Source organism: Bacteroidota bacterium, assembly GCA_030706565.1.
Taxonomy (GTDB): domain Bacteria; phylum Bacteroidota; class Bacteroidia; order Bacteroidales; family JAUZOH01; genus JAUZOH01.
On sequence record JAUZOH010000038.1, the window covers coordinates 1 to 16,581 of the forward strand.

Here is a 16,581-nt window from a genome sequence, read left to right on the forward strand (position 1 = left end):
AAAACATAAGTTGAATTTTTCCGGCCTTCTGACTTTAACCTTAGCTTTATATTCAAACAGGTAAAATATTCCCGGGTAATTAGCCGGAAATAATATTAACCTAATATAATTAAAAGATGAAAAAACTATACATATTATTAATTACGGCATTTGTTTCTTTTTCATCTCTTTTCGCCCAGCAGGTTGTGAAAGGGAAAATAATAGATGATGAAAATCTGCCTTTACCTGGAGTGTCCGTCCTTGTAAAGGGGAAAACTCAGGGGACAGTATGTGATATGGATGGAAACTATTCTATTACGGTTTCATCCTCTGATGTTTTGGTGTTTTCTATGATTGGTATGATTTCCCAAGAAATACCGGTTGGGAAACAGACAGTCATTGATGTCAAATTGAGTTCTCAGGTCAAGAGCTTAAATGAGGTGGTTGTTGTGGGCTTCGGATCAGCCAAAGTCAAGGATTTAACAGCACCTATTCAGACAGTTAAGAGTTCGGATATTATCAGTCAGACTACTTCAAATCCTGCACAGGCATTGCAAGGTAAGGTGGCTGGTATGGTGGTAACCAATAGTGGTGAACCCGGTAGTGATCCGCAGATACGTATCAGAGGACTGTCTACTGCTATGGAAGCAGGTTCCGGTCCTTTATATGTAGTGGATGGAACGATTGTGAAGAATATCAGTTTCCTGAGTAATAATGATATCGAATCCATCACTGTCCTGAAAGATGCTTCAGCGGGTGCTATTTACGGTGTTCAGGCTGCTAACGGCGTTATCCTGGTTACTACCAAGAAAGGTAAAAAAGGAGCACCTGAATTTTCTTTTTCGGCTTATACTGGTATTCAGCATCCTACCAATATCCTGAAGATGGCTAATACAAACCAGTATTTGGACTTGCTGAACCAACGTACAGGTTTAACAGGAGCCGGCAGTACATTTAATCCGAGTGATTATACGGCTAGTACCCAATGGTACGACAAACTTACCCGGAATCCTGTCATTAACAACTATGAACTGAGTGTCAGTGGAGGAAGTGATAAATCTTCATACACTTATGGTATCAGTTATTTCAATCAGAATGGTATTATTAAAACAGGCAACTCCGGCAACAACAACAATTTTGAACGGTTGAACTTCAGGGCAAAAAACGATTACGACTTTACGAAAAATTTTAGTGCAGGGTATAACCTCATCTTTTCTAAAACGAATAATACGCCGGGTTATAACTATGCTTTTTTTCAGGCTTATGTAACCCCTCCTGCTTATGCTCCGCATGCGGCCGACGGCAAATGGTCGGATCCAACTGCCCTTGGATTTTCAGGATCTTTTGCCAATCCCTTGGCCAGCGTATATTATTATAATGATAAACAGGAAGCTTATTCTATTATTCCAAGCACTTATGTGAATGTCAAATTTCTTAAGGATTTCACTTTTAAGTCAAGTTTGGGATCGGATATCTATTATAATATGGAGCGTAATTATACTCCTGTTTTCTATGTCTCGGGAATTCAAAATAATACAACATCAAACCTGAACAAAACAAATACTTTCCGCAGAAATTTTATGTGGGATAATACCTTGGAGTATAGAAAGATTATAGAGAAAAACGAATTCAAATTCATGGCTGGTAGCTCTTTACAGGATTATTATGATAATTTTTTGAATGGCTTGAGTTATAATGTTCCTGATGTTTCCAATGCAACTTTATATCTTACTACAGGTGATGATAACGACCGTTATGCTAATGATGGTGGTAATAAATACCGCGTATTATCTTATTTCTCGCGGTTAAATTACACCTATGATTCGAAATATTTACTGATTGCTACAATCCGGGCCGATGGATCGTCAAAGTACAATGATCATTGGGGCTATTTCCCTTCTGTTGGACTCGGCTGGGTTGCCAGTGAAGAGCCTTTCCTGAAAGATGTGAAATGGATTGATTTTCTCAAGTTGCGTGCAAGTTGGGGTGAGTTGGGTAACAATAATGTGCCGGCTAATTCTTCCGTGATTGTGGGAAAACCTAGTGCCGAGACAACCGGGATCTTTGGAGGAAATACTCCGGTTACTGGAATCACTTTCCAGACCGTTTACAATAACTATCTGAAATGGGAAACGCTTGAAGAATATGACGGAGGTTTTGAATTATATACCTTAAAGAATAGGCTGAGTGTGGAAATGGATTACTACCGGAGAATTACCCACAATGCTGTATTTACTGCTCCTATTTCTGGAATATCCGGGACTGAAAGCCTTCTTGGGAACAATGGTAAAATCCAGAATCAGGGTATTGAATTAGTCTTGGGATGGTCTGATAAAAGTGCAGATGGCAATTTCAAATATTCAATAAGTGCAAATGTGGCTACTGTTCAAAATAAAGTGTTGTCAATTAATAACCTTTCGGGGACTGTTTATGGTCCCATAACTCTTAATGGTGAATTTGTTACCAAAACGGTAAAAGGCAAGCCAATAGGTTCTTTCTATGGATATAAGATGGCCGGGGTTTTCCAAAGCGATCAGGATATAAATAATTATCAAAGTAAAAATGGTGTAATACTTCAGCCTGATGCTTTAGCCGGTGATTTGAAATTTGCCAATACTAATGGCGACGATAAAATTAATGAAGGCGACAGAACATTTTTGGGTAGTCCTATACCAAAAGTTACTTACGGCGTCAATGGTAACTTGGGTTATAAAAACTGGGATTTTTCTCTCGCGATTCAGGGAGTTGCAGGCAACAAAATATTCAATTATAAACGTGCCAATCGTAATGCTTTTCCTGATGCCAATTTCGATTATGACTTTTATAAGAACCATTGGACAGGCAAAGGTTCAACCAATAGTTACCCGTCTGCTGTCCTGACTAGGAAAAATATTTCTTCTAATTCCTTTTATGTCGAATCGGGAAGTTATGTCCGTATCCGTAGTATGCAACTGGGGTATTCCTTACCTGAGAAGACCTTGTCTAATTTAAAGATTAAACAACTTCGTTTGTATGTAACTGCTCAGAACCCTATTACTCTCTTTTCTTATAACGGTTATACACCTGAAATTGGTGGCGATCCGATTTCTGCAGGCATTGACAATCAAACTTATCCATTGTCGGCTATATATAGTATAGGCTTTAATCTGACATTTTAAATTCCAGATCATGAAAAAATCAATATTCATAGCTATAAGCATTTTCACTTTAATGGGTTTAGTCCTGTTTAGTGGATGTTCAAAAAATTATTTGGATTTACCTGTTGAAGGTGTTGTCCCTTCAACTTATCAGAAAACAGTAACTGCAGATCAGGCTTTTCAGTATGTGAGTGCCTGCTATGCCGGTTTTAGAAAATATGGAGTCAGCGTTTTTGCATATATTGGAATGTTTGAAATAGCTTCCGATGATGCTGACAAAGGCAGTACTGAGTCGGATAATCCGGCCATGGCTGAACTTGACAAATTTACCTGCCAACCAAACAATGAACATATTAGTTCGTTCTGGAACGACCATTATACGGTTATAAGTAATTGCAATTATGCGATCAATGTTTTGCAAAAAATGAATTTTGCAGATACCACAGCCAGAAATCAGTTAATTGCTGAAACTAAGTTTATCCGGGCATTTTTGTATTTGCAACTTAACCTTGCTTATGGAGGTGTCCCTCTGACTGATACAACCAAAAGTGCTGATGAATTTTCCAAAATCCCCCGCTCTACTGCTCAACAGGTTTATCAATTCATTGAAAAAGATTTGAATTATGCTATAAAATATTTACCCGAAACTTATTCGTATGAGCAGACTGGCAGGGCTACTGTTGGCGCTGCTGAGGCATTACTGGCCAGAACCTGTATGTATGAAGAAAAGTGGGATCAGGTAAAGGCTTTGACCGATAAAATTATTGCTTCCGATGTTTATTCACTTTATCCTGATTTTTACAGGATGTTCAGGGTGGAAGGAGAAAATTGTTCGGAATCCATTTTTGAACTTCAGCTTACTTCCATGGATCAGGGAAAATATCGCTGTGAATATGGCTTTGACCAGGGGCCTAGAAATAATTTTGCAAAGTTACAGGGATGGGGATTTTGTACTCCTTCCACTAAGTTGATAAATTTCTTTGAGAACCGGAATGATCTGGTTAGAAAAGCTGCTACTATCCTGTACCGTGGTTCACGTACAAAGGAGGGCGATTCTATTGATGCCAAATGTCCAAATCCGGCATATAACTATAAGGTTTACGAACAGCTTAAGTACAACACTGTTGATTATGCCCTTGATCATAACATAAGATTTATCCGTTATGCGGAAGTCCTGCTTATGAATGCAGAAGCAAAACTTCACGTCGGAGGGGATGCGGCTACTCCTTTAAATGAAGTCCGGGCAAGGGCAAAGCTTGATCCTATTGGTTCACCAACCCTTCAGGATGTTTGGGACGAACGCAGGGCTGAATTTGCTTTGGAAGAATTCAGGTTTTTTGATCTTGTCCGTACAAAACAGGCCGTAAAAGAACTGGGTGCTTTAGGTTTCAAGTCCGGGAAGAATGAAGTTTTCCCTATCCCGCAAACACAAATTGATTTGAGTAACGGAGTTTTAATACAAAATCCCGGATATTAATTTTTTTCCCAATGTTGAAAATAATTCCATATTTGTTTATCTCTGTTTTGATACTTGGGGCCTGTTCCAGGGAAGGTTGTTCCGATCAATCTTCTCCTCAGACGACTGATACCACAAAAAACTGCGTGCAAATCAGCCGGGTAATTTCCGGTAATTTGTCTGACAGCGCTTTGCTTGACCTGGTTCAAGGCCAGACAATAAAGTATTTTTGGGATTTTGCAGAGCCTACTTCCGGCATGGCAAGAGAAAGGAACTCTTCGGGTACAACGGTTACAACAGGTGGAACAGGTTTTGGTATAATGGCTATTATAGCCGGCGTTAATCGCGGATTTATCGGAAGGGATACTGCCGTTGGCCGTCTGCTTCATCTTTGTAATTTTCTGAAGAAAGCTGATCGTTATCATGGAGCCTGGTCGCACTGGATGGACGGTTATACCGGCCACACTATTCCTTTTAGTTCCAAGGATAACGGAGGAGACCTGGTGGAAACCGGATTCCTGGTTCAGGGATTGATCGCCGCCAGGCAATATTTCAACCTGCAAAATCAGAAAGAAGATTCTCTTCGAAGGATAGTTGATTCGCTTTGGTATGCTGTTGATTGGAAGTGGTATCAGAATGGGCAGAATAAATTGTTCTGGCATTGGTCGCCAAACTATAATTTTGAGATGAATCATCCTATACAGGGATGGAACGAGGCACTTATTGTATATGTCCTGGCTGCTTCTTCGCCTACTCATACAATTACTAAAGAAGTGTATGAAAATGGATGGGCTGATAACGGATCAATTAAAAACGGGAAGCTTTATTTCGGACAAATTCTTCCTTTGGGAACAGCCTATGGAGGCCCTCTCTTCTTTGAGCATTATTCGTTTTTGGGGCTGGATCCCCGGAAACTGGAAGATCAGTATGCTAACTATTGGAAACAAGTGGTTAGCCATTCTTTGATTAATCTGAATTATTGTGTGTCCAATCCTTATAAATATTGCTATTATGCTGATTCCTGCTGGGGGCTCACAGCCAGTGATGATCCGGAGGTGGGTTACCAGGCTCATGCGCCCTATAACAATTGGGGTGCAGATAATGGAACAATTACTCCGACGGCAGCTCTTTCTTCTTTCCCTTATACTCCTGTTGAAAGTATGAAGGCATTGAGGTTCTTTTATTATTATCTGGGAAATCATTTGTGGGGTACTTATGGATTTAAAGATGCTTTTAACCTGCAAAAAAATTGGTACGCCGACAGCTATTTGGCAATTGATGAAGGCCCTATTGCTGTGATGATAGAAAATTATCGTTCGGGATTACTCTGGAATGTGTTTATGAAAAATACGGATATTCAAAATGGCTTGTCTAAACTGGGATTTAATACTAATAATTCTCTAACTAAATAATTAAAATTATGAAAACAATTAAAATTTTTACCGTTTTATCTTTTTGCGCTGTAGTCGCATTTTGTGGTTGTAAAAAAAGTAGTGATGACAACGATGGCGGTAATGGAACTGACCATTCTGCCGATACCATTGCTGCATCCCATCTGGTAGGTTATTGGAAATTCAATGGCGATGTTGTTGATAAAAAGGCACATTCAGATACTGCCCATAATGTTACCTATACCACCGATAGGTTTGGAAATATAAATTCTGCATACAAGGGCAGTGCTACTACATACGTTACTGTAGTGCCAAAAACTGATTTGAAGGTTGGGAGCATAACAATGAGTGTATGGTTAAGGGCTCAGCAATTGACCGGAGGAACCAGTTTTATTCTTTCCTATATTGATCCTTCAATAGACTGGAATGCCGGTTATGGTTTATGGCAGGAAGGTAGTTCCAGAACGGATACCCTCCGTTACAAGGGCTTCTTTATGCACCAGAATTCAAGCGTTTTTACTTGGCTGGATACACAATATGGTCAGACCGCTAATGTACAATTCTCGACTTCAAAATGGATTCATCTAGTTTATACTTATGATGGCAACACTTCTATCAGAGGTCTCTACTTAAATGGCGCACAAATTATGAAAGATACCATCAAATATAATAATGCATTGATGGGTCCAATCACTGTTCCTGCTACTGCTACCAATTTTTATATAGGTAAAAATCCCAATACTGCTCAGTCCTGGTTGGGTAACTATCTTGGCGATATGGATGATTTAAGAATTTATAACACTGCGCTTACTTCATCCCAGGTAAAAAAATTGTATGATAGCGAAAACACTGTTGAAGGTAATTAGATCTTAACTTCAGGAAGGAAGGGCCAAATACCTTTCCTTCTTTTAAATTTCTTTTCGGTTAATGACATTTTACAAATCATTTTTTTAAGTAATCTTAATAAATGAAGATTCATCGATAATTATTTCCTTGAATTTATTATTCTAACAAACTTTAATGATAATTTAATTTATAGTTCTTGCAGGCTTATAATTATGCCTGTAGTTCGGCTTTTGCTGTGAATTTATATGAAAGAAGTATTTTTTATTCATTTTTAGCAATATAAACTTTTAGTTCTCTCATGAAAAAGATTGTTATATCCTGTATGATTGGCCTTGGGGTATGGATAGGCATTGCAAATGGGCAGCATCAAACAAAACTGTCGGATAAAGCTCTGTTGAACCGCGTTGAAAGCCAAACATTAAAATATTTTTATGATTTTGCCCATCCAGCGTGTGGAATGGCCGTAGAGCGCAGTGATACACATGAATATTCTAATGATGTTGTTACAACCGGTGGAACAGGTTTCGGTATTATGGGCATTGTCGTAGGTGTAAACAGAGGTTTTATCAAAAGAGATGTAGCTGTTAATCATTTACTTAAAATTACTTCCTTCCTGGATACTTGTCAAAGGTATCATGGGGCTTGGTCACACTGGTATTTTGGCTCAACCGGGAAAACGAAACCTTTCAGCAAATTTGATAACGGAGGTGATCTGGTTGAAACCGCTTATCTGGTAGAGGGTCTTCTTGCTGCAAGGCAGTATTTTAGAGGCAATGACAGGAATGAGAAGTTGCTGGTTTCAAAAATCAATAAACTATGGAAAAGTGTTGAATGGAACTGGTATACCAATAATAAAAAACTGTTATATTGGCATTGGTCTCCTGAATATCAATGGGCAATGAATTTCCCGATAAAAGGTTGGAATGAATGCCTTATTACTTATGTCCTTGCTGCTTCTTCTCCGACTCATCCCATTGATCCTTCCGTATATCATCAATGTTGGGCAAAATCTGACCATTTTTTTAATGGTAAAAAGTATTATAATTATCGACTTGCAGTGGGTTTCCCTTATGGAGGCCCTCTTTTCTTTGCCCATTATTCATTTCTGGGCCTGGATCCCAGAGGTTTGAGCGATAGCTATGCCAATTACTGGGAACTGAACCGTAATCATACTCTTATTAATTATCAATATTGTATTGAAAATCCTAAAAAATATAAAGGTTATGGCCCGGATTGCTGGGGATTGACAGCCAGTGACAATTACGAAAACTATTCGGCCCATTCTCCAACAAATGACCTGGGAGTCATTACCCCCACTGCTGCTTTATCTTCTTTCCCTTATACTCCCGTTTATTCGATGAAAGCTTTACGACATTTTTATTATGATCTGGGAGATAAGATATGGGGTACCTATGGATTTACGGATGCTTTCTCCGAAAGCAAGGATTGGTATGCCGGCAATTATCTTGCCATTGATCAGGGCCCCATCATCGTAATGATCGAGAATTACCGAAGCGGTTTAATCTGGAACCTCTTCATGTCCTGCCCTGAAATTCAAAAAGGTTTGAAAATTCTGGGTTTTAGTATAAACGAAAAACAAAAACAGCAAATAATCAGAGCATGGGGACAAAGAAATAATTAATTGTTTCCCTCTGATATTGAGTTGAGATTAAATAACGGAATAAAAATATGGTTCGCATGAATTCTTTAAAACGGTTATTTTCAATAATTTTTTTCTTGGCTTTAATGGTATCCTGTAAAAAGATACCTGTTACGCAGGAAGCATTTTACAATTACAAGGCCGATTCTTTATTAAAATTGATGACTCTTGATGAGAAGGTGGGACAATTAAATCTACTGACAAGTGATTGGTCAGTGACAGGTCCCAGCATCAATAAGAATTATTTTAATTTAATTAAGGAAGGCAAAGTTGGTGCCATATTTAATGCATATACCGTAGATTATATCACAAGGTTGCAAAAGGCTGCAGTTGAGAATACCCGCTTGCACATTCCCTTATTTTTTGGGTATGATGTAATTCATGGCCACCGAACTATTTTCCCTATACCCCTGGGTCAGGCAGCCAGCTGGGATCTTGATATGATAGAACAATCTGAACGGATTGCTGCTGTTGAGGCCTCAGCCGAGGGAATCAACTGGACATTTGCCCCAATGGTTGATATTGCAAGAGATCCAAGATGGGGCCGTGTATCAGAAGGTGCCGGTGAAGATACCTGGCTGGGATGCCGTATAGCTGAAAGAAGGGTAAAGGGTTTCCAGGGTAATGATTTGTCTAAACCCAATACTATTATAGCCTGCGTGAAACATTTTGCTGCTTATGGCGCGCCGCAGGCAGGCCGCGATTATAATACTGTTGATATCTCAGACCGTTCCCTGTTTGAATGGTACCTTCCTCCTTACAAGGCCGCTGTTGAAGCGGGAGCAGCAAGTGCCATGACTTCTTTTAATGAAATATCCGGTATTCCTTCAACTTCAAATAAATGGCTGATTAATGGTTTGTTGCGAAAACAATGGGGATTTAAAGGATTTGTGGTTTCTGATTATACCGGTATTGATGAACTTGTCCCTCACGGAGTTGCCGCTAATTTGGAGCATGCAGCACAACTTGCTATAAATGCCGGAGTAGATATGGACATGCAGGGGGAAACTTATCAGAAAAACCTGATAGATCTTGTAAATACAGGAAAAGTAAGTTTGAATACTTTGAACTCGGCTGTTAAAAACATACTGATTGCCAAATACCGTCTGGGATTGTTTGATGATCCTTACCGCTATTGTGACAAAAATCGGGAGAAAACAGAGATTATGACTCCCGGAAATTTGGCTTTCGCTCGCAAAATGGTTTCTAAATCTTGTGTTTTGCTGAAAAATGAGAATCAGACTCTTCCTGTAAATAAAAATATTAAGAAGATTGCTGTAATTGGTCCATTGGCCGATTCAAAGGTGGATATGCTGGGTAACTGGTCGGCGGCAGGAGAATGGAATCAATGTGTTACGCTTCTGGAAGGAGTTAAAAATGCTGTATCTGTTGATACTAAAGTAATGTACGCCAAAGGTTGTGATGTTACTTCGGGCAAGGATTCAGATATAGTCAAGGCTCTGTCAGTGGCTAAGGATGCAGATTATATTATTTTGGCACTTGGAGAAAGCGGAAGTATGAGCGGCGAAGCTTCAAGCCGTTCTAATATCGGGCTTCCGGGAAATCAACTTGAACTGGCAAGGGCTATTTCAAAAATAGGAAAACCATTTGCAGTTGCACTTTTTAATGGGCGTCCCCTGGCTATTCCTGAACTTGACAGTATTTCCCCTGCGATACTTGAGACATGGTTTGGTGGAACTCAGGCAGGAAATGGTATTGCTGATGTCCTCTTCGGTGATGTTTGTCCTTCCGGGAAATTAACAATGACATTTCCCCGTTCGGTGGGTCAGGTGCCTATATTTTATAACCATAAAAATACAGGCCGGCCATTCGATGCCTCACATCCTGCTGATAAATATAAATCCAGATATATAGATGTTCCTAACGATCCTCTCTATCCTTTTGGTTTTGGGCTGAGTTATACCCATTTTACTTATTCGCCGATAAGCATGGAGAAATCAGAATATCATCCTGGTGAAAAAATAAATGCTTCGGTCAATATTGTCAATTCGGGTAATTATGACGGAGAAGAAGTGGTTCAGCTTTATGTTCATGCTTTATTGGGAGAGGTTACCAGACCTGTTGAAGAATTGAAGGGATTCAAAAAAATATTTTTGAAAAAAGGAGAAATACTAAATGTTAACTTTATTCTTGATCCTAAGGACCTTGGTTACTATCATTCTGATATGAGTTTTACAACGGATAAGGGTGAATATGAATTATTGATTGGAACAAATTCTGCTGATACACAAAAAATTAAATTTATAATACGTTAAAAAATCCAGGTGCACTGATTTAGATATTTGAAATTTTTTTAGATTTTGAGATGATTTAGTTACAGGTTAAATTTGTATTATTGTGCATTTACCATTTTATTCATCTCAATGCTAAAAACACAGAAAAGCAGATTTTTTCTATTCCTATTTTTTCTCCTTTTCGAGATTGTTGTAGCATTTTCTCGGAATGCAGAATCGTCGCAACATCATGAAATTGATAGTTATATCTCTGATGGGATTTCTGTATCTGGTCAAAATTGGAGCATTTTTCAACATCCTAAAAACGGATTGGTGTATTTTGCAAATTCTGAAGGATTAATAGAATACAATGGAATAAGTCATAATACTTATTTCCTGCCAAAAAAGAAAACTGTACGTTCCGTATTTGTTGATAATTTTGGACATATATTTACCGGATTATTCGAGGAATTTGGTTATTGGTCAAATGATGGCACGCCAAACATTCATTATCATCGTCTTTCAGGAAAAATCAAAATGCCCCGAAACGATGAAATCTGGAAAATATGTACTTTAAAGAGGAAAATCTATTTTCAGTCTTTTACCTCAATTTATATTTATGATTACAAGACAGTAAAGATGGTTAAGGCTCCCTATACCATGCTTTTTATGTTTTGTGCCGGCGAAAAACTTGTTGTTCAAATACTTGATAAGGGATTATTCTGGTTTGATGGCCGAAGGTTTATTTTTATTCAGGGAAGTGAAATTTTTGCACACACGAAAGTACATGCTGTGATTCCATGCCTGAACAATGCCTTTCTGGTTTGTACAGCCAATCATGGGATATATTCCTATGATGGAAAACGTTTTTCATATTTTAATTCCGAAGTATCAGATTTTCTAAAATATTATACCTGTAATGCCGGGATTAGGATCCCTGATGGCCGTTATGCTTTTGGAACCATATTAAATGGTGTTGTTGTTACAGATGTTCATGGGAAAATTGTTGACCATTATAATTATTCGAATGGTTTGAATAACAATACTGTATTATCTCTTTTTTGTGACCGGCAGAATGGTTTATGGGTAGGATTGGATGAGGGAACAAATTATATCAGTTTGTCTTCTCCTTATACATCCTATTCGAATACTACAGGAACGTTAGGAACTATATATGCCGTGTTGAAAGATCAGAACAAGATTTATCTTGGAACTAATCATGGTCTTTATGTTTCTCAGATAGGTGGAAATTTACATAAATTTGATTTCGAAAATGTACGGTTTATTCCCAATAGCCAGGGACAGGTATGGAGTCTGGCCAAGTTCGGCAATCAGATTCTTTGCGGACACAATGAGGGTACTTTTTCTGTAATGGGTAATTCTCTCAGAAAGATATCCGATATCACCGGGGGATGGACGATTAAGCCTTTGGAAAATCTTTTAATGGAAGGGACCTATACCGGAATAGTCCTCTTTAAAAAGGACAAAAAAGGACAGTGGTCTTTTTTTAGAAAAATTAATGGATATAGTGAACCGACCCGCCACCTGGAGACCGATTATCAGGGATTTATTTGGACTTCTCATTATCAGCGCGGGGTCTATAAACTGGAACTTAATGAAAATCTTGATAAAGTCGTACGCTCTACCTATTTCGCCAGTTTCCCCTCTGCGTCTGCTCCTGTAGATGTTTTTAGTGTCAACAACAGAATCGTTTTTACTACTTCCAATAAAATTTATACCTATGACTATATTCATAACCGGATTTCTTCGTTTGATGAATTAAACCAAAGTCTGGGCGAATATAGATCCTCAACACAGATTATCCCTTTTAGTCGTAATTATTATTGGTTTGTAAATAATGACAAGATTGCCCTTTTTAAAATCAAGAATGATTTTAAGGCAAAAAGGATAATGGTCCTTTTCCAAAAAAATTCAAATCTCCCTGGAAGAGACCTGGCTATTATTCAATTAAATGATCAAACCTTACTTGTCCCTAATCGTCAGGCTTTTTCAACATATGATTTATCATTGCATGAACCGGTATCTCCCTGGGGAGTATTTTTTCAAAGACTTGTTTTTAAAGGGAAAAATAAAACAATTGAATGTGGATTGAAGGCCCCGGAGAAAATTAAAATACCTTATTCCTGTAATAATTTGACGGCCTTTTTTGCCTGTCCAAGTCGGTTTGACGATATGGAAAAGAAATTTTATTACAGATTAAAAGGACTTGATGATAATTGGCATGAGACTTCATTGGATAATTTTACCTATTTAAATTTGCCGCATGGTACGTGGACCCTTGAATTGCGGCCGCTGAAAGGTAATAAGACTGCTGTTATAACTTTTACAGTGGCCTGTCCCTGGTATCTCTCCTGGTTTGCTATTGCCCTGTATTTAATTCTATTAATGTATCTTGCTTACCTTGGACGTGCCATTTTCAAAGCCGAATTGAACAGGCATAGGAAACTCATTGAATATGAGGTAAAGAAAAATAAATTGGAAAATGAACTGGATCATAAAAGCAGTGAACTGATGCTTACCATGCGTTATCTGATTCAGAAAAATGAGATATTGACCGAACTTAAGAATCAGATTTTAGACATCAAATCGCTTAGTTCCAGGTATCCGATAAAGTTTGTAGATAATATGGATCACATAATTAATCAGGGTTTGGAATCACAAACTGAGGAATGGAAAACGGCCATGGCCAATTTAAAACTATCCGAACAGGGCTTTTTTAAGAAACTTAAAGAGAAATATCCGGATCTTACGAACAACGATTTAAGATTGTGCTCTTACCTGCGTATGAATTTTTCGACCAAAGAAATTGCCAGGTTGTTGAATATATCCACCAGAGGGGTTGAAATCAGCCGTTACCGCATAAGACGGAAATTCCAATTATCTCATGATGTAAACCTTACCGAATTTCTGATGAATGAAATGGCTGATTCTTAGGCCAATTAATTTAAGGGGGTATTCCCATTATTCTTTTGACCAATCCCAAATAGTTAATTATTGTTTATCCATGCGGGATTAGATGTGATTTTTCTACCTGATTGGCCAGATATTTGAACTTTTTGTTTTATCATTGGAACATAAAACTTCTTTTAATTGAATGCCTAATATTAATTTTATGAAGAGAACATTTAAACAAAACATCAGGACTTTTGCCATCAATGGTTGTATGTTGGCAATGGTTAGCCCTTTTTCGGTTTTCGGGCAGGGAACTGCGGGTAATGAAATTCCAAATCAACAAAAATTATCCGATTCATTAAGGTCCTTTATTCTAACGCCAAAAGAATCAGAGAGCCCGCGTATAAACGGGCCCAGAGTGTTTGGCGTACGGCCGGGTTCGGCTTTCCTTTATTCAATTCCGGCAACCGGTAAACGCCCAATGAGATTTCTGGCTGTTAATTTGCCTGCGGGTTTAAAACTTGACGGTAAAACAGGTTATATAAGGGGTGCCTTGGTTAAAAAAGGAGAATATGTAGTAACCTTATATGCCAAAAATTCATTAGGCACTGCCAAACGCAAGTTCCGGATAGTGGTGGGAAACCGTATCGGGCTTACTCCGGCTATGGGCTGGAATAGCTGGAATTGTTGGGGATCAAGTGTAAGTCAGGATAAAGTGATTAGTTCTGCCCATTCTTTCGTTGAAAAGGGACTGAAGAACCATGGATGGTCATATATCAACATTGACGATGGCTGGCAAAGTATCCGGGGAGGCAAATTTAATGGGATCCAGCCGAATTCTAAATTTCCGGACATGAAAGCATTGGCAGATTCTATACATGCTATGGGACTTAGATTTGGTATTTATTCAGGTCCGTGGATTGGAACTTACGCCGGGCATATTGGTTCATATTGCGACAACCAGGATGGAACTTATGATTGGATTAAAGCCGGCAACCATAATGAATTTTACCGCTATGGTACCAATGATTCTATTTGGAAAAAAAGAAGGCCTGTAATGTTTAAGCATGGAAAATACTCATTTGTGGAAAATGATGTGAAACAATGGAACGACTGGGGTGTAGATTACCTGAAATATGACTGGAACCCTAATGATACTTTTCATGTTGATGAAATGAGAAAATTCCTGAGGCAGGAAAAACGCGACATCATTTACAGCCTTTCGAATTCCGCACCTTTTGCCTTTGCCAAAAACTGGTCTGAATTGGCTAACAGCTGGAGAACCACAGGAGATATAAATGACAGTTGGAAGAGTTTGTCTAAAATAGGATTTAATCAGGATAAATGGGCTTCTTTTAACGGGCCGGGCCATTTTAATGACCCTGATATGTTGGTGGTTGGATATGTAGGTTGGGGACCGAAATTACACTGCACCAAACTTACAGTTGATGAGCAATATACACATATCAGCCTTTGGTGCTTATTGTCGGCACCCCTTTTAATTGGTTGCGACCTTGCCAAACTGGATGATTTTACAATCAGTCTGCTAACCAATGATGAGGTGCTTGATATTGACCAGGATCCTCTGGGAAAACAAGCCGTACTGGTTGCTCAACAGGGTGATCTTGATGTTTATTCCAAGCCTTTGGAAGATGGATCTATTGCGGTTGGCTTGTTTAACAAAGGTACTGATAAGGCCGTTGTTTCTGCTAAATGGTCAGACCTGAAGATTTCAGGAAAACAAATTGTCCGTGATTTGTGGAGGCAGAAAAATCTGGGAACATTCAATAATAAATTTGAAGCAGAAGTTGCACCACATGGAGTCTTACTGGTTAAAATCAAACCATCCAGGTCCTAACCTTAAAAACAAAAAAACAGGTGCAGGCCACCTGTTTTTTTGTTTTCTGAAATAATGTTAATTATTATTTAGGACTGGTTCTGAACTATTTTCTAAGAAAAGCTGTAGCACACCATAAAACAGGTGCCTGTCCATGCAAATCCCCTGTATTCCTTTTGCGGTTTAAATAATACTGACGGTCATTCTTCTGGTTGGTACCTTCACATACCTCTCTAATTTCATTGTTATCATTGATATAACCGACCAGTGCAAGCCAGGCTTTCCGGACAGCAGGACTATATTTGTTTTTGTCGAGCCATCCATACTTTACCCCGTTGATCATCGCATAGGTAAACATACCGGTTCCCGATGTTTCTGGCCAGGATTGGGGATCATCAAGCAGTTGACGCCACATACCTTCTTGGGATTGATATTTTAACAGTGTGGCCATCATTGCCTGATAACCTTTCATAATCCGTTTGCGGTAAATATTATCTTTTGGAAGCAAACGAAGCAAATCAGCCATTCCGACTGCTACCCATCCATTACCTCTGCCCCAGTAAAATGGCGTTTTGGGTGCATGATAGAAAAGTCCATTGGGACGTTGCAATGAATCCAGGTACATGGCCATTTCCTTTGCCGCACGGTCAATGTATTTTTTGTCTCCGGTGGCCCGGTATGCCTGGCACTGAATGGAAGTAATCATAAACATGTCATCAATCCATAAACGGGTTTGCCAGGTATATCCATGTTGAACAAAATCTTCCGCATTCTTTGTCAGGTGCTGACTTTCAGGTTTTTCCCATTGCTTGTCTGCAAATTTTAAACCCAGTTCAAGGCATCGTTTATCCTTGTTTTGTATGTAAATTTCAAGTGGGACTATGCCAAAAACAGTATAATCGACATGTACAGGATGGGGAATAAGAGAATCTTTAACACCCCAAAACGGTTCAAATCGTTTGGCAAGATTTTGGGCAAGTTCCTTGTCATTACTTTCCTTTGCGAATGTAAGCGCACCATACCAGGTACATACCTCTGGATAAGTAATTTTTTTAAGCGGGGTCTTCTTGCCGGGGTTTTGATTGGGTGGAATTAAAAAATGTTCGGCTACACGCTTACCTATTTCCT

8 protein-coding genes and 1 pseudogene are annotated in these 16,581 nt (G+C 38.8%); 8 read left to right on the plus strand and 1 reads right to left on the minus strand.

Going from position 1 to position 16,581, the window contains the following annotated elements; genetic code table 11:
• Window positions 1-116: 116 nt before the first annotated feature.
• The 8 genes and pseudogenes from Q8907_03750 (at window position 117) to Q8907_03785 (ending at window position 15,474) form a co-directional block, all read left to right on the plus strand.
• A complete protein-coding gene (locus Q8907_03750) occupies window positions 117-3,137 on the plus strand; it encodes a TonB-dependent receptor (GenBank protein MDP4273374.1) in 3,021 nt (1,006 codons plus the stop codon).
• A gap of 10 nt (window positions 3,138-3,147) precedes the next feature.
• Window positions 3,148-4,593, plus strand: coding sequence for a RagB/SusD family nutrient uptake outer membrane protein (locus Q8907_03755; GenBank protein ID MDP4273375.1), 1,446 nt, complete (start codon window positions 3,148-3,150; stop codon window positions 4,591-4,593).
• A 155-nt stretch (window positions 4,594-4,748) separates the two neighbouring features.
• A pseudogene (locus Q8907_03760) lies at window positions 4,749-5,984 on the plus strand (glucoamylase family protein).
• 8 nt (window positions 5,985-5,992) lie between these two features.
• Entirely contained in the window at window positions 5,993-6,829 is an 837-nt protein-coding gene (locus Q8907_03765; protein MDP4273376.1) for a LamG domain-containing protein, read from the plus strand.
• A gap of 302 nt (window positions 6,830-7,131) precedes the next feature.
• Entirely contained in the window at window positions 7,132-8,451 is a 1,320-nt protein-coding gene (locus tag Q8907_03770) for a glucoamylase family protein (GenBank protein MDP4273377.1), read from the plus strand.
• A 104-nt stretch (window positions 8,452-8,555) separates the two neighbouring features.
• Complete coding sequence (locus Q8907_03775; protein MDP4273378.1) at window positions 8,556-10,745, plus strand: glycoside hydrolase family 3 N-terminal domain-containing protein; 2,190 nt, start codon at window positions 8,556-8,558, stop codon at window positions 10,743-10,745.
• A 291-nt stretch (window positions 10,746-11,036) separates the two neighbouring features.
• Window positions 11,037-13,658 (plus strand): two-component regulator propeller domain-containing protein, encoded by a 2,622-nt coding sequence (locus Q8907_03780; GenBank protein ID MDP4273379.1) that lies wholly within the window; start codon window positions 11,037-11,039, stop codon window positions 13,656-13,658.
• A 178-nt stretch (window positions 13,659-13,836) separates the two neighbouring features.
• Window positions 13,837-15,474 (plus strand): putative Ig domain-containing protein, encoded by a 1,638-nt coding sequence (locus Q8907_03785; protein ID MDP4273380.1) that lies wholly within the window; start codon window positions 13,837-13,839, stop codon window positions 15,472-15,474.
• Between the two features lie 85 nt (window positions 15,475-15,559).
• On the opposite strand, the gene Q8907_03790 is transcribed toward Q8907_03785, so the two are convergent.
• Window positions 15,560-16,581, minus strand: a 1,022-nt coding sequence (locus Q8907_03790) for a glycoside hydrolase family 88 protein (protein ID MDP4273381.1), incomplete at its 5' end; no start/stop codon positions are given.

Bases quoted from the DNA above. Each gene is read 5' to 3' on its own strand.
- Q8907_03765 (MDP4273376.1), top strand. From the start codon at position 5,993: ATGAAAACAATTAAAATTTTTACCGTTTTATCTTTTTGCGCTGTAGTC.
- Q8907_03770 (MDP4273377.1), top strand. From the start codon at position 7,132: ATGATTGGCCTTGGGGTATGGATAGGCATTGCAAATGGGCAGCATCAA.
- Q8907_03750 (MDP4273374.1), top strand. From the start codon at position 117: ATGAAAAAACTATACATATTATTAATTACGGCATTTGTTTCTTTTTCA.
- Q8907_03755 (MDP4273375.1), top strand. From the start codon at position 3,148: ATGAAAAAATCAATATTCATAGCTATAAGCATTTTCACTTTAATGGGT.
- Q8907_03775 (MDP4273378.1), top strand. From the start codon at position 8,556: ATGGTATCCTGTAAAAAGATACCTGTTACGCAGGAAGCATTTTACAAT.
- Q8907_03785 (MDP4273380.1), top strand. From the start codon at position 13,837: ATGAAGAGAACATTTAAACAAAACATCAGGACTTTTGCCATCAATGGT.